This is a genomic window from Dysgonomonas hofstadii (assembly GCF_014196915.1).
GTDB lineage: Bacteria > Bacteroidota > Bacteroidia > Bacteroidales > Dysgonomonadaceae > Dysgonomonas > Dysgonomonas hofstadii.
Map to the genome: position 1 here is coordinate 31,930 of NZ_JACIEP010000011.1, position 17,981 is coordinate 49,910.

Consider the following 17,981-nt stretch of genomic DNA (forward strand, 5'->3'; position numbering starts at 1 on the left):
TACATGCAAATAGCTAATTAGGGAAGAGTGGATCTGGATGATTCGCTCTTTCTATTTTAAAAAGCGAGCTTAATCCAGAAGAAGGATAAAATCCCGATAATAGCCCATAACAGTATTCCAAGCAAAAATGTATTAACACCTGTCCTTTTCACTTCTGCTATATTAATAGAAGTCCCGATAAAAAACAAGGATATCATCATTCCCTTTTTCCCCAGCCAGCTAAGATGCTGATTGGTCTCCTCCATACCCGGTATATAGTTGCCAATAACAATAGCAACAACAAATAGCAAAATAAACCAGGGAATATTAATTTTCGAAGCATTTTGTTTGTTAAAGAATGCAATGCAGAGAGCCAGCGGAATAATCCATAATGTACGTGTAAGCTTTACAGTGGTACCCACTTGTAAAGCCTGTTCGCCATATGCAGAACAAGCCCCTACCACCGAACTGGTATCGTGTATAGCGATTGCTGCCCAATAACCGAAATGGGTCTGATCCATCTGTAATAGATGCCCGATCAACGGAAACAGGAACAAGGCTATTGCATTCAACACAAAGATAACAGCCAATGAAAAACTTATCTGATTATTTTTCGCATCTATAACCGGAGCAATAGCCGCTATGGCGCTTCCTCCACAAATAGCCGTACCGCCGGAGATAAGAGTTGAAGTATTTTTCTCTACCTTAAGGATTTTCCCCAATATAATTCCACTAACCATGGTAACAGCCACAGACACAATTGTAATCATAAATCCTGTTTTCCCCGTTTGCACAACATCACTCACCGACATAGCAAATCCCATACATACAATAGACCCTTGTAAGAGATACTTAGTAAGCTTACCCGTTTCAAAGACTTCTCTTCCTTTATAAAAGAAAGCCAGCAAAATACCCAAGAATAAGGCCAAAGGCGCTGAAAAGAAAGGGAAAAGACAGCAAACGGGAACAATATAAAATAATTTACCTAAATATTTTTGCATGATTTCTTATAATAATTTCAGTGCTTCATTTTCGCAACGGGTCATACACTCCTGCTCTTCAGGCGTTTTATCGTTAATTCCGCACAGATGCAAAACGCCATGGATAATCACACGATACAGCTCTTCGTTATAGTCCGTATCAAATTGCTCAGAATTGCTCTTAACTGTATCGAGACTAATATAAATGTCGCCAAAAAGACTATCTTCTTCATTATACTCAAATGTTATTATATCGGTATAATAATCGTGCTGAAGATATTGCTTATTCACTTCCAGAATCTTTTCATCGTTACAGAATATATAAGCTATAGTACCCACTTTTTTATTGTGCAGTGCAGCAACCGATTTTATCCAATTCGTCATTTCCCGCCTCTTGAATGAAGGCACCTTAACCCCGTCAGAATAATATAATACAGCCATGTCCTATTTTTTTGTACACAAAGGTAGATTTTAATTAAATCAGCAGCAAAGGATTTATATTCAAAAACTGACAAACCTGACAAACTTCAGCTTTTAGCTTTTTGGATAAAAAGTTACAATCAACGATCGCCGAAGCGAAGGCGAGGCAAATATTACACTTTTGCAGCTTTTTCAATCAAAACCTGACACTTCTTTTAGCTGTTGGCTATTAGCTAATAGCTATTGGCTTTTTAGTTAAAACCTGACATGCCTGACAGGTTTTCTCGCAAAGTCGTTAAGCCGCAAAGTATAATTTTAATTTATACTCTCTCTGTTTCTCCCCCCTTGGGGGTAGGGCTGTTAAGTTCTCTGCTTTGTTCTGTTATTTTCTGCTGTCATCCTGAGTGAAACGAAGGATCTCTTATCTTACAAGAGATGTTTCACTCTGTTCAACCTGACAAAGAGGGTATAAATTTCAGAACTTAACAGCCCTGCCCTTGGGGGAGCCAGAGGGGGCTCCTTTCTTACATAGATAAATATATCCAATTCCGATCACAGCTAAAACTATCAAATAGACACATCTTATAGGCAGATAAATAAACCTTATCCCCTTATTCGCTGAACAAATGAAATAAACTTATAACTTTGAAGCATTAAATAATAAATTTAAAACATAAACCATTATGAAGAATGTTGCAAGAAAAACTCTGGATGAGTTTATCATCGAAAAGCAGGAAGACTTCAAGTATTCATCCGGAGAACTGTCCCGGCTGTTAAACTCAATTCTATTGGCGGCAAGAGTTGTCAGCTACAAAGTAAACAAGGCAGGTTTGGTTGACATATTAGGCACTGTTGGCACTACCAATGTACAGGGAGAAGACCAGAAAAAGCTGGATGTATATGCTAATGATGTATTTATACAAACATTGGTCAACAGAGAAATTGTTTGCGGCATAGCTTCGGAGGAAAATGACAACTTTATCACCATTCAGGGACTGGACGAAGGACATAATAATAAATATGTTGTGCTAATGGACCCACTCGACGGATCTTCCAATATTGAGGTGAATGTTTCGGTTGGAACTATTTTTTCCATCTATCGCCGGGTTTCGCCTATAGGATCTCCTGTAACAATGGAAGATTTTCTTCAGCCCGGAGTCAATCAGGTAGCCGCAGGTTATATCCTTTATGGCACATCCACTATGATAGTCTACACTACAGGCCGTGGAGTAAACGGCTTTACACTAAATCCTGCGATAGGAAGCTTCTATCTCTCCCACCCTAATATGAGATGTCCCAAAAACGCAAAAATCTACTCGGTAAACGAAGGTAATTATGTGCATTTTCCTCAGGGTGTCAAAGATTATATAAAATACTGCCAGGAAGAAAAAGACGACCGCCCTTATACCGCCCGTTATATAGGCAGCCTTGTCTCTGATTGCCATCGCAACCTGATCACAGGGGGGATTTATTTCTATCCGTCCACACATAAGACTCCTAAGGGCAAACTACGCCTGTTATATGAATGCAATCCTATGGCTTTCATCACCGAACAGGCAGGAGGTAGCGCCAGCGATGGAAAGAACCGCATATTGGAAATCCAGCCGACCGAATTGCATCAGCGCACACCATTTTATTGCGGCAGCTCCAATATGGTAGAAAAGCTGAAGGATTTTATCGAAAGAGCGGAAGAAAAAGAAAATACCTAATTTTTGCGAATCAGTAGTTATAAATGATGAGTTATGAGTTTCAGTATTCATAACTCATTTTTTTCTTTTGTACCTTATATATTGGAATAGTTTAACCAATACTATCAAAGTGGAAATGATAGTTGTGATTACTAATAGAATCATTGCGATCATAGCGTAAATATCCTGTCCTTGGGAAAAAAGAAGAATCAATAGCAATGCGCAGATAATACAGCTAAAAGAAATAAAAGATAAAGTAAGTAAAAAAATACCTGCTCTTCTCCCTGATCTGAAATGGCTTAACAAGACATATACAGGAATAGCTATAATCAAACCTAAGAGTATGGATGAAATAACAGTCCACATAGATTATCCATTAAAGTAATAATCGAATTCAAAATGCAAGCTGTTATATACTTCCTGCTTTATCGGATCAGTATTATCCTTATAAATAGATAGATCATCTAATATTTTGTCCGACACCTCTCTCGACTGCCGTCCTATATGCTTTAGGGCTAACAGAGCGGCATTGCGAAGAAGTGTATTTTCAGAAATCACATCGTCGTTGATAAAGGGGAACAAATCCAAATTAGTTTTATCCATTTTCTTAGCAAGGAATAGGCGTGCCAGTAACCAATATCCGGTAGTACGCTTATCCATATCAGTACTACTGCTCCATCTTTTCACAAGATTTGAAGCATACGGGAAATTTTGTAGTAAATTAAGACAAAGCTGTTCCCGTATTTCCTGGTTTGTTATTTCCCCGATCCATCTTTCAGCAGTTGCTTCTGTAAATTCAGAAACAGGATAAAGCATAGTGGCCAGTATTTTCAGTTCACGCACATCTTCTTTCCACACTGTTTCGGACAATGAAGCGTCTTGCTGATAATCTTTGGCTATGTCTTTTATCTGTTGAATCGTCAAGCCGAAATTCAGCTTATACATCAATCCTTTCTCGCGCATGCTGGCGGAGACAATACCATTCATTGCCATGCGGCATCGTTGGCGTATCTCCTTTATTATTTCTTCGTGCATAGTCAATAGTGCAAAATTTTATTGCTGAAATAAAATGGTCATTTTCTTTGTTCATTTTGGCATTGCCCAAAACGAACCAAAAGGCTAGTGCTGGTTTACCGCCGACCTGACATTGGCTTTGCCGGCTAAACGGGCTGAACTTGCCTTCGGCTCAGACAGCACCCCGTTTTACGCCGTCTTCAGCCGTCAGGTGCCCGGCTTGCAAACCTATGCACGGGAAGCTGACGCACTCGTGGCTTTGCCCGGTGGCATTAGGCCGTAGTGCTGGGCACCCGTCAGGAGAAAGGGGCGTGAAATTAAAAGCGTCCGGCAGGACAATCTTTTAATTTAGCCCATGAGCCTGTAACGGGTAGCACGAAGGACGGGCCACCAAAGACTTTTTGCATTCTTTTGGGGCTTTGGCCAAAAGAATGACAAGCAATCTGCGATTGCGCGTAGTAAAAATGACCTTATAAATAAAAACTCAATTTTATAATTCTAAGCTTCGTAATCTACAGCCTTACGATCCGATACCGCTTCACGGATAAAAGGGAGCAGTGCCTGATGCAGAGGGTGGTTTTGATATGTGTCCAGCGCCTCTTTCTTTGACAACTCGGAATAAAGGACTACATCAAAGTTTCCTTCACCCAGAAAATCGATGCCTACTTCTATTTTCATCAAACCTTCTATCTTCCCGTCAAGGGCTTCAAGGCTTTCTTTTATCATTTTTGCGTTTGTTGCTTTGTCATTTCCGTGGGCTTCATCTTTAAGCTTCCACATTACAATATGTTTTACCATCTCGATATTTTAATTGAAAGATTGTATTTAATGTTATATTTTAAAGCCACAACCATCAGCCGTTTCTATACTTGAATGGAGGATAAATAGGAGGTATGTGGCCTTATTTTGTATATTCTTCGGGATTTAATCTTATTTCGGCAAACAGGCTTCCGTCCATCTTGTGATAAGAGTAAATAAGGATAATCTTATCCTTACGGAAGTCGTCCATATCTTTCATCGGCTGCAAGCCCAGCGTCAGAGCAGGTTTTGTATTCCGTATAAATTCCTCAGCCGAGACAGCAGGCTCTTTTGTGAATGTATATTTATATCTGAATTCCCTTTTCGAAACAGCTTCGGCTTTGTCCATTCTCAATCCGCCCGGAATCACCATCGGCATTTCCTTATTCAATTTTTCCGCTATTTTTTTATATTTATCCTTTGCGGGTTCGGTGCTTACCTGTGTAGTCGTTGTTCCTGTCTGATTATTCTCCTCGGTCTTTGGTTTAGAACCGCAACTTGTGATTATGCCTCCGATAAGAATGCAACTGAATATAAAAACTATATACTTTTTCATGCCCATATATTTTAGATCAAACGATAAAGATAGGTATTTGACTATGAAAAGCCATAATTACAGGAATAAAAACTTCGTTAATATATCGTATAGAGAATAGGAAACTAACTGATCAGTCCCCAGTTATACCTGTTGCCTCCCAGTTTTCGTAATTGCCTGCGGAGTATGAGGTTGTCGGGTTTCTCCATGTTCGGATCATCGTCCAGTATTTTTTGCGCCACTTCCCGTGCATATTGCAGTATTTCACCGTCACGCACCAGATTGGCTATCCGCAGATTGAACGGAATACCGCTTTGCTGTGTACCTTCCAGATCGCCCGGCCCCCGGAGTTTCAGATCGGCTTCGGCGATCACAAAACCATCGTTGCTCTCTACCATGATGTCTATGCGTTTCTTGGTCTCAGCTGATAGCTCATACGGGGTAACCAGTATACAGTAAGACTGGTCGGCGCCGCGCCCAACCCGGCCACGTAACTGATGCAATTGGGACAGGCCAAACCGCTGAGCCGATTCTATCACCATTACCGAAGCGTTAGGTACATTTACGCCGACTTCGATGACGGTTGTCGCTACCATTATCTGTGCTTCGTTCTTCACAAAGCGTTGCATTTCCTCTTCTTTTTCCTTTGGTTTCATCTTTCCATGAACTTTGCAAATCGTATATTCGGGAAATACTTCTTTTATGTGTTCAAAACCCTCTTCAAGATTCTTTAAATCGAGCTTTTCGCTCTCCTCTATCAATGGATACACAATGTAGACCTGCCTGCCCTCCTGTAGTTGTTTGCGGATAGAATTGTATAATGCTCCCCGTCTTTTGTCATATTGATGGATTGTCTGGATCGGTTTGCGTCCCGGTGGCAGTTCATCAATTACCGATACATCCAGGTCTCCGTATACAGTCATAGCCAGTGTGCGGGGTATAGGTGTTGCAGTCATTACCAGTATATGCGGAGGATTTACATTCTTTGACCACAGCTTTGCCCGTTGTGCCACGCCAAAGCGGTGTTGTTCGTCGATTACCACCAGTCCCAGATTGGAGAACTGGACGGTATCTTCTATCAGGGCATGGGTTCCTATTAATATATGCAGGTCTCCGGTGAGCAAAGCGTTGTGAATTCTTTCCCTGTCTTTCTTTTTGGTTGATCCTGTTAATAGTTCCACATTCACATCCATTCCGGCCAGCTGTTCTTTTATAGTGTGATAGTGCTGTGTTGCCAGAATCTCGGTCGGCGCCATCATCGATGCCTGGAAGCCGTTATCCAGAGCGATAAGCATCAGCATCAATGCCACCAAAGTTTTTCCACTACCCACATCACCCTGCAGCAGCCTGTTCATCTGTTCGCCTGTGGCCATATCCTGCCGGATCTCCTTAATGATGCGCTTTTGTGCATTTGTTAAGGGAAAAGGAAGGTTCTTTTCGTAAAAAGTATTCAGATTGTCGCCAACACGGGTAAATACAAACCCTTTGAGTTTGGATTTTCTTTCGGCTGTGTATCTCAGGATATTCAGTTGTATGTAGAATAATTCTTCAAATTTCAATCTATATTGCGCTTCACGCAACAATTGTGTGCTCTCGGGAAAATGCACGTTTCGCATCGCCTGTTTCAAGCCTGTCAGACGAGCTTCACTGATAACACCCTCAGGTAATGTCTCCGGCAGGTTCTTTACCACAGAAGCAAATGCGGCGGCCATTATCTTCTGCATCGCTTTCGAATTCAGATAATGGTTCTTCATTTTCTCCGTGGTGTTATAATAAGGCATCAGCCCCGTCTGTCGCTCTTCCTCATTGATGAACGGGTCTATATCGGGATGTGCTATATTGAATTTATCACCAAAAAGGGTGGGTTTGCCAAAAACAATGTAGGGAGAATTTACCCTGTATTTGTCAGCTATAAATTTTGCCCCCTGAAACCAAACCAGATCGATGAACCCGGTGCCGTCGGTGAAATGAGCGACCAGCCTTTTCCTGCGGCCTTCGCCGAAACTTTCAAAAGCGGTGATATGTCCTTTTAGTTGTATGTAAGGCATGTTGCCGTCTATCTCGTGTATGAAATAGATGCGGCTGCGGTCGATATACTTGTATGGGAAATAGTACAACAAGTCTTCCACAGAAAACGCCTGAATCTCTTTGTTCAGTATTTCTGCTTTCTTAGGGCCTACTCCGGCTAAATACTTTATATCTGTTTGTGAATAATCCACAATAGCTTACCGTTTATTATATCAGGCGTAAAGTTATATATTTTATCCGATTTATTCATCGCATGGTAGAAAATTGGCAATCGTAAATTAATATTCAAATACATATTTTAATGTATTTAAACTTATATAGATGGATTATGCGGTGATATACTTTTGAAAGATGAATAAGTAAGTGTATTTTTGTCTTGAAGAATTATGTGCTTGATAATATCTTCAATTTATGATAAAGATTATAAATACGCTCATTGACATATTGAATAGAAAACCAGGTGTTAATTAACATATAATTTGATGATGTTAAATTTTTCATGCTTATATTTGTATAGTCTAATTAGTGAAAAGCAAAGGGAGGCTAAACTCTCTGAATTACAATATGATTTTATCTTGATGTTATGAGGATAGGAATAGATATAGACGGTACAAGCATGCGATTGGGAATCGTGGACGGAGGAAAAATTTATCGTAAGATTGAGGCTCCGATGAAGGCCGATGCACCGAAGGAAGTTATAGTCGCACATCTGATTGAACTTATACAAAAAATAATCAATTCAAACATACGTGGAATAGGGCTTGGAATATCGGGTATAGTGAAAACCGATAAAGGAATAGTGCAGAATGTGACAAATATTCCGTCGTGGCAAAAGATCCGGATAAAGGAAATCCTTGAAGATGAATTTGGTATCCCTGTATTTGTTAATAACGATTGCAACTGTTTTGCATTCGGAGAGCGCTATTATGGCGAGGGGACTATCTATCACGATATTGTGTGCGTTACCCTTAGTATAGGTGTGGGCGCGGGAATTATTATAAATAACGAATTGTACAAAGGGGCTAATACAGGAGCCGGGGAAATTGGTAGTTTGCCGTATCTGCATTACGATTTTGAAAGGTATTGCGGACAGAAGTTCTTTGTCATGAACGGGACTACGGTCGGTGATGCTTACCGGTTGGCCTTGCAGGGAGATGTGGAAATGCTCTCTTTGTGGAACGAATTGGGGCGGCATATCGGAGAACTTATCAAAACCCTCCTGCTTGTGTATGATCCTCAGGCTATAATTCTGGGAGGTGATTTAATAATAGGTTACGAATTATTTTCTCAAAGTATGTTCGATAATATACAGAGTTTCCCATTCAAGGAAACGATTGAGAACATCAACATCCTGGTTTCCCAAAGAGAAGATATTAACCTGTTGGGTGCGGCGGCACTCGTATTTTAAACAGGAGGAAGATAAGTAATCTAAAATATTTACTGTCGCATGTCATCCTGACTAAAGGGAAGGATCTCGATCCTCATATAGGAGATGCTTCCTGTCGTCAGCATGACAAGAATGCAACGACAATTTTTATTTTGAATTTAATAATTATTATTTACATAAAATAAACCTTTGATATGAGATTAGATTTAAGTTCGCAAATCGTATTAGACAGGGTATCGCCCAGATACTACCGACCCGAGAATGAGTTTGAGCTTTCAGCCCTTACCCGTTTCGAAAAAGTGCCTACAAAAATTTTTGAATCGTCTGTAGAAGCATCTCTGCAAATAGCCGGAGAAATAGCAAAGAAAATAAAGGAAAAACAAAATTCAGGAGTTTCGTTTGTTCTGGGACTGCCCGGAGGACATTCTCCACAAACAATTTATTCGGAACTGATCCGTCTGCACAAGGAAGAAGGATTAAGTTTCAAAAACGTCGTTGTATTTAACATATACGAGTTTTATCCCTTGATTACCCAGGCAAACAGTAATCTTCATCTGTTGAAAGAGTCGTTCCTCGATCATGTGGATATCGATCCTGAAAATATATACTCTCCTGACGGCTTTACTCCGAAAGAAGAGATCCTGAATTATTGCAGGGAATATGAACTTACTATTCAGCGTTTGGGTGGAATAGACTACCTGCTGTTGGGGCTGGGACGTGCCGGAAATATCGGTATTAATATTGCCGGATCGAGCATGAGTTCGCAGACCAGGCTGATCCTGCTGGACACGCAGTCTAAAAAAGAAGCGGTAAATACTTTCGGCTCTATCGATCTTGTGCCGCCGAGCGCTATAACAATGGGGGTTTCCACCATTATGAAAGCTAAAGAAATTGCATTGATTGCATGGGGAGAAGATAAGGCCAAGAGTGTGAAGGATGTGGTAGAAGGAGTAATGTCTGACGCTATCCCTGCTTCCTGCCTGCAAGCCCACGAGAATGCTAGTGTATATATTGACCTGAATGCGGCATTCGAACTAACCCGTATCAATCATCCGTGGCTTGTGACCAGTGCCGACTGGAACAACAAACTTATCCGCCGGGCTATAGTCTGGCTGTGCTTCAAAGTTGATAAGCCGATTTTGAAACTGACAAATAAAGACTACCAGAATAACGGCCTGGAAGAACTACTTGCTCTGTATGGTTCTGCATACAACGTGAATATAAAGATTTTCAACGATCTGCAACATACAATTACCGGATGGCCGGGCGGAAAACCGAACGCAGACGATACAAACCGTCCCGAAAGAGCTAAGCCTTTCCCTAAGAAAGTTATTGTATTCAGCCCGCACCCCGACGATGATGTTATATCGATGGGAGGTACATTCCGGAGACTTGTCGATCAGAAGCATGATGTACATGTCGCTTATCAGACGTCTGGAAATATTGCGGTAGGTGATGAAGAAGTGATCCGCTATGTTTCTTTGCTCGAAGATGTAAGGAAAAAATACGATCCTGGTAATGAAGTCCTGAAGAAGAAATATGCAGAGATACTTCAGTATCTGTTGCACGATAAAAAAGAAGGGGATATTGATACTCCTGATATCCTGTTCATGAAAGGTTATATCCGTCGCGAAGAAGCTACAACGGCTTGCCGCTATGTAGGAGTGGATACGAAGAATGTACGGTTCCTCGATCTTCCGTTCTATGAAACGGGACGTGTGAAAAAGAATCCGATATCCGCACCGGACGTCGAGATCGTGAAAAAATATCTGGAAGAGGTGAAACCTCATCAGGTATTCGTGGCCGGAGACCTTGCCGATCCACATGGAACACACAAGGTATGTCTGGATGCTATATTAGCTGCTGTGGATGAACTGAAGGGTGCAGAATGGCTGAAAGATTGCCGTTTCTGGATGTATAGGGGAGCATGGGCAGAGTGGGAAATAGACCATATAGAAATGGCTGTGCCTATTTCTCCGGAGGAACTTCGCTCTAAACGTAATGCGATTTTGAAGCATCAGTCACAAATGGAGAGTGCACCGTTCCTTGGTAACGATGAGCGCCTGTTCTGGCAGCGTTCAGAGGATAGGAACAAGGCTACCGCCGAATTGTACAGGCATTTGGGGCTTGCCTCTTATGAAGCTATTGAGGCTTTTGTAGAGTATCATCCTTTATAATAAAATAGTAGACAGTAGAAAAGTATTTTTTTTGCCTAACTACTGTCTACTGTCTACTAACTACTAATATAAACATCATGAGATTAATTATTCAACCTGATTACAATTCCTTATCCCAATGGGCGGCTAATTATGTCGTGTCTAAAATCAATACGGCACAACCGACAAAAGAAAAACCATTTGTGCTCGGATTACCAACCGGATCTTCTCCCCTTGGTATGTATAAAGCACTTATTAAGCATAATAAGGAAGGGCGGGTATCGTTCAAAAATATCATCACATTCAATATGGATGAGTATGTAGGTCTGCCTAAAGACCATCCGCAGAGCTATTACACATTTATGTGGGAGAATTTCTTCAACCATATCGATATAGAGGCTTCGAATGTGAATATACTGAACGGTAATGCCGCAGACCTTACCGCAGAATGTGAAGCTTATGAAGCCAAAATGAAGGCTGTGGGTGGCGTTGATCTGTTTTTAGGCGGAATAGGTCCTGACGGCCATATAGCGTTTAACGAACCGGGATCGTCATTATCTTCGCGTACACGTATTAAAACGCTGACTAAAGATACAATCATCGCTAATTCCCGTTTCTTTGACAATGATGTTAATAAAGTTCCGAAAACATCTGTTACAGTCGGAGTTGGTACGGTGCTCGATGCCAAAGAAGTACTTATAATGGTTAACGGGCACAACAAAGCCAGGGCTTTGGCTCAGGCGGTTGAAGGCTCAGTAAATCAAATGTGGACAATCACTGCATTACAATTGCATCCTAAAGGGATCATCGTTTGTGATGAAGCTGCCACCGAAGAACTGAAAGTAGGTACTTACAGGTACTTTAAGGACATAGAAGGTACACACCTCGATCCGCAAAGCCTGTTGAAATAGTATTGATATAAATAAGAATAAAAGTTCCCGATTTTAGCGACCGGGAACTTTTTATTTTGATAAATACGAGGAGTATTAATCTTCTTCGCTATTAGCAAACCCGCCTTCTATCAAAAGTTCCATTGCCCGCTGATAATCTTCGGAACGCACCTCCAGCGAAGCCGAACCTCTGCCGGGCATAGATATTGTTATATACCCCTTATTTATAACACAATCAATCCCATTGTCCAATAAATAAGATTGGGCAATAAGCAAATCTGCCTCAAAATCCGATGTTTTTACAACTACTAACTCATCCATAACTCTTTACCTTAAATTAATACTGATATAAATATATAAATAATCAATGGATTATGCAATATTTTTAATTTTATAATAAAATAATTTACAAAATAATTTGGTTTATAAAATAAACTACTTTATATTTGCATTGTGATTGTGATTAAATAAATAACAAAAGTATAACTTAAAACAGATTGTATTATGAAAAAGTTGGTATTAATCAGTATTTTATTAGGAATCTTCGTTGGTGTAAACGCACAAAGCAGTATGACTGTAAATGTAACAGGGATAGATAGTCCTAAAGGCGATTTGTACGTCGCACTCTATGATTCAAATGTGCCGTTTCTCTCTAATAAAGCCATTGCGGGAAAAATAATTGAAATAGACAGCAATTCTATGACAATTATTTTTGAAGATGTTGAAAATGGGCGGCATGCCATAGCTATTTATCAGGATGGGAATAAAAACGGGAAGCTCGATCTGGGTGAGTGGGGCATACCGCAGGAAAAATATGGATTCAGCAATAATGTAGATCCCGCGCTGATAAAACGTGCTCCCAATTTTGATGAGTGTAGTTTTGATGTGAATGGAAATACTTCAGTAACAATAAATCTTGTATCTGCTGTTAAATGATTAACTTTGCTGCCTCTGTTCTTTCTGAAGAAGCAGAGGCGGCGCATAAGTAAAACTTACTGATATGGAAAAGGATTTTAATGAACAGGACAGCCTGAAAGTCATCAACCAGATGATTGCCCAGGTTAACAGCAATATACAGATCGGAGCAGCATCGTCAATGGTAATGGCCGGATATACGGTTGCCACGATTGCCATCCTTAATATTATATTGATACATACTTTGGATAAACCATATTTCTCTTTCTGGGTTTGGATGCTGATGATCCCTTATGCTATTATCCAGCATTTCATCGAAAAGAAGAGAGATAAAAAAGCGATTGTAAGGACATATATGGATACAATCGTTGGCAAGACATGGAAGGCTTTCACTATCTCGGTCGTTGTATTACTTATAGTTATCTTCGGTCTTATATACATTTCCGAAACCTGGATTCTGAGTCTGCTGTTTAATCCTGTTATATTGACCCTGACAGGCTTGGCGCAATATGCTACAGCTGCTACAACAAGGTTTAAACCTTTTTTGTGGGGTGCTTTTACTCTATGGTGTGGTGCCATTCTGTGTATGTTATTACTTCCACTATTCGGGAAAACCGTAGAAATCCAGTTTGTCATACTCGCCATCTGTATGATTCTTGGTTTCAGCCTTCCCGGACATATGTTAAATAAAAAAGCAAAAGTAAATGTTTAAAGATCTCGATCCTCTTTTGCACTCTCAACTGCGGCTGGCTGTTATATCTTTGCTGCTATCGGTCGAAGAAGCCGACTTTGTCTTCATCCGGGAGAAGACAGGAGCTACGGCCGGAAACCTGAGCGTACAGATAGACAAACTTAGTGAAGCGGGATATATAGAGGTCAGGAAATTTATAGATGGCAAAAAGCCTCGTACTGTATGCAAAATTACGCCCGGGGGTATTAATGCATTCGACAAATATGTGAAAGCATTGCAGGATTATATAAAGAAATAAACATAGAATTATTTTTTCTATAATGATAGAATAGAGGGCGTTTTCTTACACTCTCTATTTTTTTATGTGCCTTTTTTCAGAACTTTCTTAACATTCGCTGTGTTATATAAAGAAACATGGAGATTCAATATTCTCTACCAATTACAAACTAAAAATATAACATCATGGGATTTATTTGGTCAATAATAATAGGTATTGCGGCAGGTTTTATTGCCGGAAAGATTATGAAAGGTAGTGGGTTCGGCCTTATACTGAATCTGATAGTCGGGGTTGTCGGCGGATTATTAGGTGGTTGGATCTTCACGCTGCTGGGATTGGGTGTCGATTCTCTCCTGGGAAATCTGGTGATGTCTACAATCGGTGCCATCGTCCTGCTATGGATAATATCATTGTTCCAGAAGAAAAAAGAATAATTCAATATGTAAGAATATAAAAGCGAAACGATTATGAAAAAGATTTTAATAGGAACAGCCATTGGTTTAGCCGCAGGAGTTGTTATCTACAAGTTGTATCAACAAGGAAAACTTGATGGCGTGTGTAACGATATGAACAAATTTGCAGGAAAAACAAAGAAGAATTTTAAGAATCTGGTAGATGTAAGTAAAAATCAGGCAGAATATGTAAAAGAACGTCTCGAATATGGGTTTGAGAACGGTAAAGAAAAATTGAGCGAATTGGGTAAATAAAGTTTGGAGTGTTATTTCTGTACGAGGCAGGGTGAATATTCACCCTGCTTTTTGTATTTTTAGGTTTTATTATATAAACAATGGCGTCGATATGGAATCCGTGGCATGGCTGCCACAAACTGAGCGAAGGTTGCAGGAATTGTTATGTCTACAGGGGCGATGCCCGTAGAGGCATAGATAGCACTATTGTTACTAAAACCAAAAATTTCGATGTTCCTGTCCGTAAAAAGCGAAACGGAGAATATAAGATACCTCCGGGAAATGATGTATACCTATGCTTCACTTCCGATTTTTTTATCGATGCTGCTGACGAATGGCGTCCCGAAGCATGGGAGATGATAAAGGAACGAAGCGACCTGAATTTCCTCATGATCACTAAGCGTATCGATCGTTTTCATCTTTGTTTACCCGACGATTGGGGAGACGGATACGATAATATGACTATTTGTTGTACTGTGGAAAATCAGGACAGGGCAGATTACCGACTGCCTATTTACCGCGAAGCTCCCATAAAGCACAAAATAATAATCTGTGAACCCATGCTGGGCAGGATAGACCTGAGACCATATAATATAGAAGAGTGGATAGAGCATGTTACCGTCGGTGGCGAATCGGGACAGGTTACCCGTTCCTGTGATTTCGACTGGGTGATGGAAATCCACGATCTATGTGTGGAAAAGGATATTTCTTTCTGGTTTAAACAAACCGGAACAAGCTTTATTAAGGATGGCAAACTTTATACTGTACCCCGGCGCATGCAGCATGCACAGGCGCGTAAGGCCGGAATAAATTATAAGAGATAAGAGGGAATAATGATTAAAAAAACTTTTCCCTTTCGTTTGTTAACAAATTATCTTCTAAATTTGTTAACTTATTAAACAAGGAGAATGATGACTGAACATTTAAAAGAAATAGTATATTCCCGCGATTCTATTGAATTTGTTACTGTAGCAGTTCAATATTGCGCCTTTCTGGAGGATTTTGCGGAAACAACAGAATCGGAACTTACCGATAAATTAACAAAGATATTGCCATTGCTTTATCTCAAAGCGACTCTTGTACCCGAGACCGATACAGTCAACGACGACGCCCCGGAGATTAGTGTAATGGAAAGTGATTATAACTATATTTCGTCTAAATTATACAACATATTCCTCAATAATGATACTTACCTCGAGGTATTCCTTCAGGATATGAAATACAGCGAGACCCCGATCTCGGCCAGTATCAGCGAAGACCTTGCCGATATATACCAGGATCTGAAGAATTTTGTTACTGTATTTGAACGGGGAATTACCGAAAATATGAATGATGCCTTATACCTCTGTGCGGAGAATTTTAAGGCATACTGGGGACAAAAGCTGGTAAATGTATTGCGTGCGCTGCATTCGCTTAAATATTCCCAGGATAATGAGAGTTTAGAGGACGAAGGCTTTGAACCTGAAGATACGGAGGAATTATGGTGAATACGATTTCAAAAGAACAACTGTCTGTTTTGCCTCAGGAAACCTTTTCGGGCCGGATAATTATTATACAAAGCGAAGCAGAAGCCGAAAAAGCATGTGCCTATCTCGAAAAATACAATGCCATTGGCTTCGATACCGAGACACGTCCGGCTTTCAAAAAAGGGGTTTCGCATAAAATAGCTCTTATGCAATTATCCACCGATGATACCTGCTTCCTTTTCCGTTTGAATGTGATCGGATTGCCCGATTGCCTTGGCAATATTCTTATAAATCCGGCGATAAAAAAGATCGGACTTTCACTCAAAGATGATTTCTCTGCTATTCATAAACGCAAACCGATTGTACCTTCTAATTTTATTGAGCTACAGTCTTTTGTGAAAGATTATGGTATCGAAGATAATGGACTGCAACGTATTTATGGCATACTTTTTGAAAAAAGAATATCGAAAGGGCAACGCCTGTCAAACTGGGAAGCCGATACACTTTCCGATGCGCAGAAGATGTATGCGGCCATTGACGCGTGGGCTTGCCTGAAGATATATAAAGAATTGGTATACAGAGAAAAAGTGAAGTAAGTATATGGCATTTATTGATTATTACAGCATATTGGGGATTTCCAAAACAGCCGGTGCGGATGAGATAAAAAAGGCTTATCGCAAGCTGGCCAGGAAATATCATCCCGACATTAATCCGAATAATGAAGAAGCGAAGAAAAAGTTTCAACAGATAAATGAAGCTAATGAAGTGCTTTCCGATCCCGAAAAGCGTAAAAAATACGATGAATATGGTGAGAACTGGAAGAATGCCGAGGAGTACGAAAAAGCCCGTCAGTATCAATCCCAGCATGGCGGATTCGCCGATTTCGGTAGTTTTGGAGGCTTTAGCGGAGGTTCTTACAGTTTCGGCGGAGATGACGATGGCGGTTTTTCCGACTTTTTCGAATCATTATTCGGCAGTGCAAGATCATCGGGAAGCCGTAGTGCAAGAGGATTCAGAGGGCAGGATTTTACATCGGAACTTCATCTGAGCCAGAGAGATGTTTATGAAACACATAAACGTACAATCACTGTTAACGGTAAGAACCTGAGGATTACCATTCCTGCCGGAGCTGCGGACGGCCAGACTATCAAGCTTGCCGGCCAGGGAGGTTCCGGAGCAAATGGAGGTCCTAACGGGGACTTGTATATTACATTTGTAATAGCAGAAGATAGCAGGTTTAAGCGGGTGGGGGACGATTTGTACACTAACGCTGATATCAGTTTATATATTGCCGTTTTGGGTGGAGAGGAAACCGTAGATACTTATACCGGAAAAGTAAAACTGAAGATTCCGGCAGGAACGCAGAACGGGACGAAAGTGCGGTTGAAAGGAAAAGGATTCCCAGTGTATAAACAGGATGGGAAGTTTGGGGATTTAATTATCTCCTACAATATTACTATTCCTGTCAACCTGACTGCAGAGCAAAAAGAATTGTTTGAAAAACTGGCGAAGTCACAATAAGAAATACAGAGTTATGAGTCCATATATAATTAAAATAACAGAATATTGCTCCAAAAACGGAATAGAAACGGATTTTTTATATCTGTTAGAAAAAGAGAATCTTATTGAGCTTCATTTCATAGATAATGAGTATTGGATCGATGACTCCCAGTTTAAACCGCTGGAAGAATATGCACGCTGGTATTACGACCTTTCCATCAATATAGAAGGGATAGATGTTATCCGCAATCTGCTGGACAGAATGGATAATATGCAGACCGAGATAAGCCGTCTGAGAGAGCAACTTCGTTTACTGGATTGATTCTTTTTAATATTTCTCTTTTAACAAAATCCACGATCCGGTTGTTATATAGAAAGAAACAAAAAATAAGATAGGCTTATGGAAACAGATAAAGAGTTATTGTATGAAGAGAAAAAGGCGGAATTGAAAGAACTGAAACGTAAAAACAGACGCCGGAATGCATTTATGGTACTGATGGCGCTTCAGGTAGGTTCGTTTTTTTTATCCTATTATCTGGGTCGTTCCCATAAGGATTGATAAGGAAACTGA

Annotated in this window: 22 protein-coding genes; 15 read left to right on the top strand and 7 right to left on the bottom strand. The window is 40.3% G+C overall.

From position 1 onward, the window contains the following. Window positions 1-56: 56 nt before the first annotated feature. Both GGR21_RS14630 and ybeY read right to left on the bottom strand, forming a co-directional pair. The gene (locus GGR21_RS14630) at window positions 57-980 is read right to left on the bottom strand and encodes a YeiH family protein (RefSeq protein WP_183307973.1); all 924 of its coding nucleotides are present in this window, start codon (window positions 978-980) and stop codon (window positions 57-59) included. Window positions 981-986: 6 nt separating this feature from the next. Beyond that, a complete protein-coding gene (gene ybeY, locus GGR21_RS14635; protein ID WP_183307974.1) occupies window positions 987-1,400 on the bottom strand; it encodes an rRNA maturation RNase YbeY in 414 nt (137 codons plus the stop codon). A 662-nt stretch (window positions 1,401-2,062) separates the two neighbouring features. Here ybeY and fbp point away from each other — a divergent pair. Continuing rightward, window positions 2,063-3,088: a class 1 fructose-bisphosphatase gene (gene fbp, locus GGR21_RS14640; RefSeq protein WP_183307975.1), complete on the top strand. Its 1,026-nt coding sequence runs from the start codon at window positions 2,063-2,065 to the stop codon at window positions 3,086-3,088. A 348-nt stretch (window positions 3,089-3,436) separates the two neighbouring features. Here the strand turns inward: fbp and GGR21_RS14645 are convergent, their stop codons facing one another. The 4 genes from GGR21_RS14645 to recG all read right to left on the bottom strand — a co-directional run bounded on the left by GGR21_RS14645 (window position 3,437) and on the right by recG (window position 7,636). Next, window positions 3,437-4,102, bottom strand: coding sequence for a DNA alkylation repair protein (locus GGR21_RS14645; RefSeq protein ID WP_183307976.1), 666 nt, complete (start codon window positions 4,100-4,102; stop codon window positions 3,437-3,439). Between the two features lie 477 nt (window positions 4,103-4,579). After that, window positions 4,580-4,879 (bottom strand): Dabb family protein, encoded by a 300-nt coding sequence (locus tag GGR21_RS14650; protein ID WP_183307977.1) that lies wholly within the window; start codon window positions 4,877-4,879, stop codon window positions 4,580-4,582. A gap of 103 nt (window positions 4,880-4,982) precedes the next feature. Continuing rightward, complete coding sequence (locus GGR21_RS14655) at window positions 4,983-5,435, bottom strand: hypothetical protein (RefSeq protein WP_183307978.1); 453 nt, start codon at window positions 5,433-5,435, stop codon at window positions 4,983-4,985. 104 nt (window positions 5,436-5,539) lie between these two features. Further along, complete coding sequence (gene recG / locus GGR21_RS14660; RefSeq protein WP_183308070.1) at window positions 5,540-7,636, bottom strand: ATP-dependent DNA helicase RecG; 2,097 nt, start codon at window positions 7,634-7,636, stop codon at window positions 5,540-5,542. 389 nt (window positions 7,637-8,025) lie between these two features. Between recG and GGR21_RS14665 the strand changes: the two genes are divergently transcribed. The 3 genes from GGR21_RS14665 (at window position 8,026) to nagB (ending at window position 11,896) form a co-directional block, all read left to right on the top strand. Continuing rightward, a complete protein-coding gene (locus GGR21_RS14665; protein ID WP_183307979.1) occupies window positions 8,026-8,850 on the top strand; it encodes an ROK family protein in 825 nt (274 codons plus the stop codon). Between the two features lie 173 nt (window positions 8,851-9,023). Then, window positions 9,024-11,006, top strand: coding sequence for a glucosamine-6-phosphate deaminase (locus GGR21_RS14670; RefSeq protein WP_183307980.1), 1,983 nt, complete (start codon window positions 9,024-9,026; stop codon window positions 11,004-11,006). A gap of 77 nt (window positions 11,007-11,083) precedes the next feature. Next, a complete protein-coding gene (nagB, locus tag GGR21_RS14675) occupies window positions 11,084-11,896 on the top strand; it encodes a glucosamine-6-phosphate deaminase (RefSeq protein ID WP_183307981.1) in 813 nt (270 codons plus the stop codon). 75 nt (window positions 11,897-11,971) lie between these two features. Here nagB and GGR21_RS14680 read toward each other — a convergent pair whose 3' ends face one another. Then, window positions 11,972-12,196, bottom strand: a complete 225-nt coding sequence (locus tag GGR21_RS14680; RefSeq protein WP_183307982.1) for a DUF2007 domain-containing protein — start codon at window positions 12,194-12,196, stop codon at window positions 11,972-11,974. Window positions 12,197-12,379: 183 nt separating this feature from the next. Here GGR21_RS14680 and GGR21_RS14685 point away from each other — a divergent pair, with 183 nt between their 5' ends. The 11 genes from GGR21_RS14685 to GGR21_RS14735 all read left to right on the top strand — a co-directional run bounded on the left by GGR21_RS14685 (window position 12,380) and on the right by GGR21_RS14735 (window position 17,969). Then, on the top strand, window positions 12,380-12,811 hold the full coding sequence (locus GGR21_RS14685) for a DUF2141 domain-containing protein (protein ID WP_183307983.1): 432 nt from the start codon (window positions 12,380-12,382) through the stop codon (window positions 12,809-12,811). A 64-nt stretch (window positions 12,812-12,875) separates the two neighbouring features. Then, window positions 12,876-13,502, top strand: coding sequence for a hypothetical protein (locus tag GGR21_RS14690; RefSeq protein WP_183307984.1), 627 nt, complete (start codon window positions 12,876-12,878; stop codon window positions 13,500-13,502). Beyond that, window positions 13,495-13,779, top strand: a complete 285-nt coding sequence (locus tag GGR21_RS14695; RefSeq protein ID WP_183307985.1) for a winged helix-turn-helix domain-containing protein — start codon at window positions 13,495-13,497, stop codon at window positions 13,777-13,779. Before GGR21_RS14690 ends, GGR21_RS14695 begins: the two co-directional genes overlap by 8 nt. A gap of 164 nt (window positions 13,780-13,943) precedes the next feature. Next, entirely contained in the window at window positions 13,944-14,192 is a 249-nt protein-coding gene (locus GGR21_RS14700) for a GlsB/YeaQ/YmgE family stress response membrane protein (protein WP_183307986.1), read from the top strand. Window positions 14,193-14,225: 33 nt separating this feature from the next. Continuing rightward, entirely contained in the window at window positions 14,226-14,465 is a 240-nt protein-coding gene (locus tag GGR21_RS14705) for a YtxH domain-containing protein (RefSeq protein WP_183307987.1), read from the top strand. A gap of 80 nt (window positions 14,466-14,545) precedes the next feature. Further along, a complete protein-coding gene (locus GGR21_RS14710; protein ID WP_183307988.1) occupies window positions 14,546-15,268 on the top strand; it encodes a DUF5131 family protein in 723 nt (240 codons plus the stop codon). Window positions 15,269-15,355: 87 nt separating this feature from the next. Further along, window positions 15,356-15,931 (top strand): DUF5063 domain-containing protein, encoded by a 576-nt coding sequence (locus tag GGR21_RS14715; protein WP_183308071.1) that lies wholly within the window; start codon window positions 15,356-15,358, stop codon window positions 15,929-15,931. Beyond that, a complete protein-coding gene (locus GGR21_RS14720) occupies window positions 15,925-16,506 on the top strand; it encodes a 3'-5' exonuclease (RefSeq protein ID WP_183307989.1) in 582 nt (193 codons plus the stop codon). Before GGR21_RS14715 ends, GGR21_RS14720 begins: the two co-directional genes overlap by 7 nt. Window positions 16,507-16,510: 4 nt before the next feature. Then, window positions 16,511-17,431 (top strand): DnaJ C-terminal domain-containing protein, encoded by a 921-nt coding sequence (locus GGR21_RS14725; protein WP_183307990.1) that lies wholly within the window; start codon window positions 16,511-16,513, stop codon window positions 17,429-17,431. Between the two features lie 13 nt (window positions 17,432-17,444). Next, window positions 17,445-17,732, top strand: coding sequence for a chaperone modulator CbpM (locus tag GGR21_RS14730; protein ID WP_183307991.1), 288 nt, complete (start codon window positions 17,445-17,447; stop codon window positions 17,730-17,732). Window positions 17,733-17,810: 78 nt separating this feature from the next. Then, window positions 17,811-17,969, top strand: a complete 159-nt coding sequence (locus tag GGR21_RS14735) for a hypothetical protein (RefSeq protein ID WP_183307992.1) — start codon at window positions 17,811-17,813, stop codon at window positions 17,967-17,969. The last annotated feature ends 12 nt before the right edge of the window (window positions 17,970-17,981 follow it).

Bases quoted from the DNA above. Each gene is read 5' to 3' on its own strand.
- GGR21_RS14630 (WP_183307973.1), bottom strand. From the start codon at position 980: ATGCAAAAATATTTAGGTAAATTATTTTATATTGTTCCCGTTTGCTGT.
- ybeY (WP_183307974.1), bottom strand. From the start codon at position 1,400: ATGGCTGTATTATATTATTCTGACGGGGTTAAGGTGCCTTCATTCAAG.
- fbp (WP_183307975.1), top strand. From the start codon at position 2,063: ATGAAGAATGTTGCAAGAAAAACTCTGGATGAGTTTATCATCGAAAAG.
- GGR21_RS14645 (WP_183307976.1), bottom strand. From the start codon at position 4,102: ATGCACGAAGAAATAATAAAGGAGATACGCCAACGATGCCGCATGGCA.
- GGR21_RS14650 (WP_183307977.1), bottom strand. From the start codon at position 4,879: ATGGTAAAACATATTGTAATGTGGAAGCTTAAAGATGAAGCCCACGGA.
- GGR21_RS14655 (WP_183307978.1), bottom strand. From the start codon at position 5,435: ATGAAAAAGTATATAGTTTTTATATTCAGTTGCATTCTTATCGGAGGC.
- GGR21_RS14665 (WP_183307979.1), top strand. From the start codon at position 8,026: ATGAGGATAGGAATAGATATAGACGGTACAAGCATGCGATTGGGAATC.
- GGR21_RS14670 (WP_183307980.1), top strand. From the start codon at position 9,024: ATGAGATTAGATTTAAGTTCGCAAATCGTATTAGACAGGGTATCGCCC.
- nagB (WP_183307981.1), top strand. From the start codon at position 11,084: ATGAGATTAATTATTCAACCTGATTACAATTCCTTATCCCAATGGGCG.
- GGR21_RS14680 (WP_183307982.1), bottom strand. From the start codon at position 12,196: ATGGATGAGTTAGTAGTTGTAAAAACATCGGATTTTGAGGCAGATTTG.
- GGR21_RS14685 (WP_183307983.1), top strand. From the start codon at position 12,380: ATGAAAAAGTTGGTATTAATCAGTATTTTATTAGGAATCTTCGTTGGT.
- GGR21_RS14690 (WP_183307984.1), top strand. From the start codon at position 12,876: ATGGAAAAGGATTTTAATGAACAGGACAGCCTGAAAGTCATCAACCAG.
- GGR21_RS14695 (WP_183307985.1), top strand. From the start codon at position 13,495: ATGTTTAAAGATCTCGATCCTCTTTTGCACTCTCAACTGCGGCTGGCT.
- GGR21_RS14700 (WP_183307986.1), top strand. From the start codon at position 13,944: ATGGGATTTATTTGGTCAATAATAATAGGTATTGCGGCAGGTTTTATT.
- GGR21_RS14705 (WP_183307987.1), top strand. From the start codon at position 14,226: ATGAAAAAGATTTTAATAGGAACAGCCATTGGTTTAGCCGCAGGAGTT.
- GGR21_RS14710 (WP_183307988.1), top strand. From the start codon at position 14,546: ATGGCGTCGATATGGAATCCGTGGCATGGCTGCCACAAACTGAGCGAA.
- GGR21_RS14715 (WP_183308071.1), top strand. From the start codon at position 15,356: ATGACTGAACATTTAAAAGAAATAGTATATTCCCGCGATTCTATTGAA.
- GGR21_RS14720 (WP_183307989.1), top strand. From the start codon at position 15,925: ATGGTGAATACGATTTCAAAAGAACAACTGTCTGTTTTGCCTCAGGAA.
- GGR21_RS14725 (WP_183307990.1), top strand. From the start codon at position 16,511: ATGGCATTTATTGATTATTACAGCATATTGGGGATTTCCAAAACAGCC.
- GGR21_RS14730 (WP_183307991.1), top strand. From the start codon at position 17,445: ATGAGTCCATATATAATTAAAATAACAGAATATTGCTCCAAAAACGGA.
- GGR21_RS14735 (WP_183307992.1), top strand. From the start codon at position 17,811: ATGGAAACAGATAAAGAGTTATTGTATGAAGAGAAAAAGGCGGAATTG.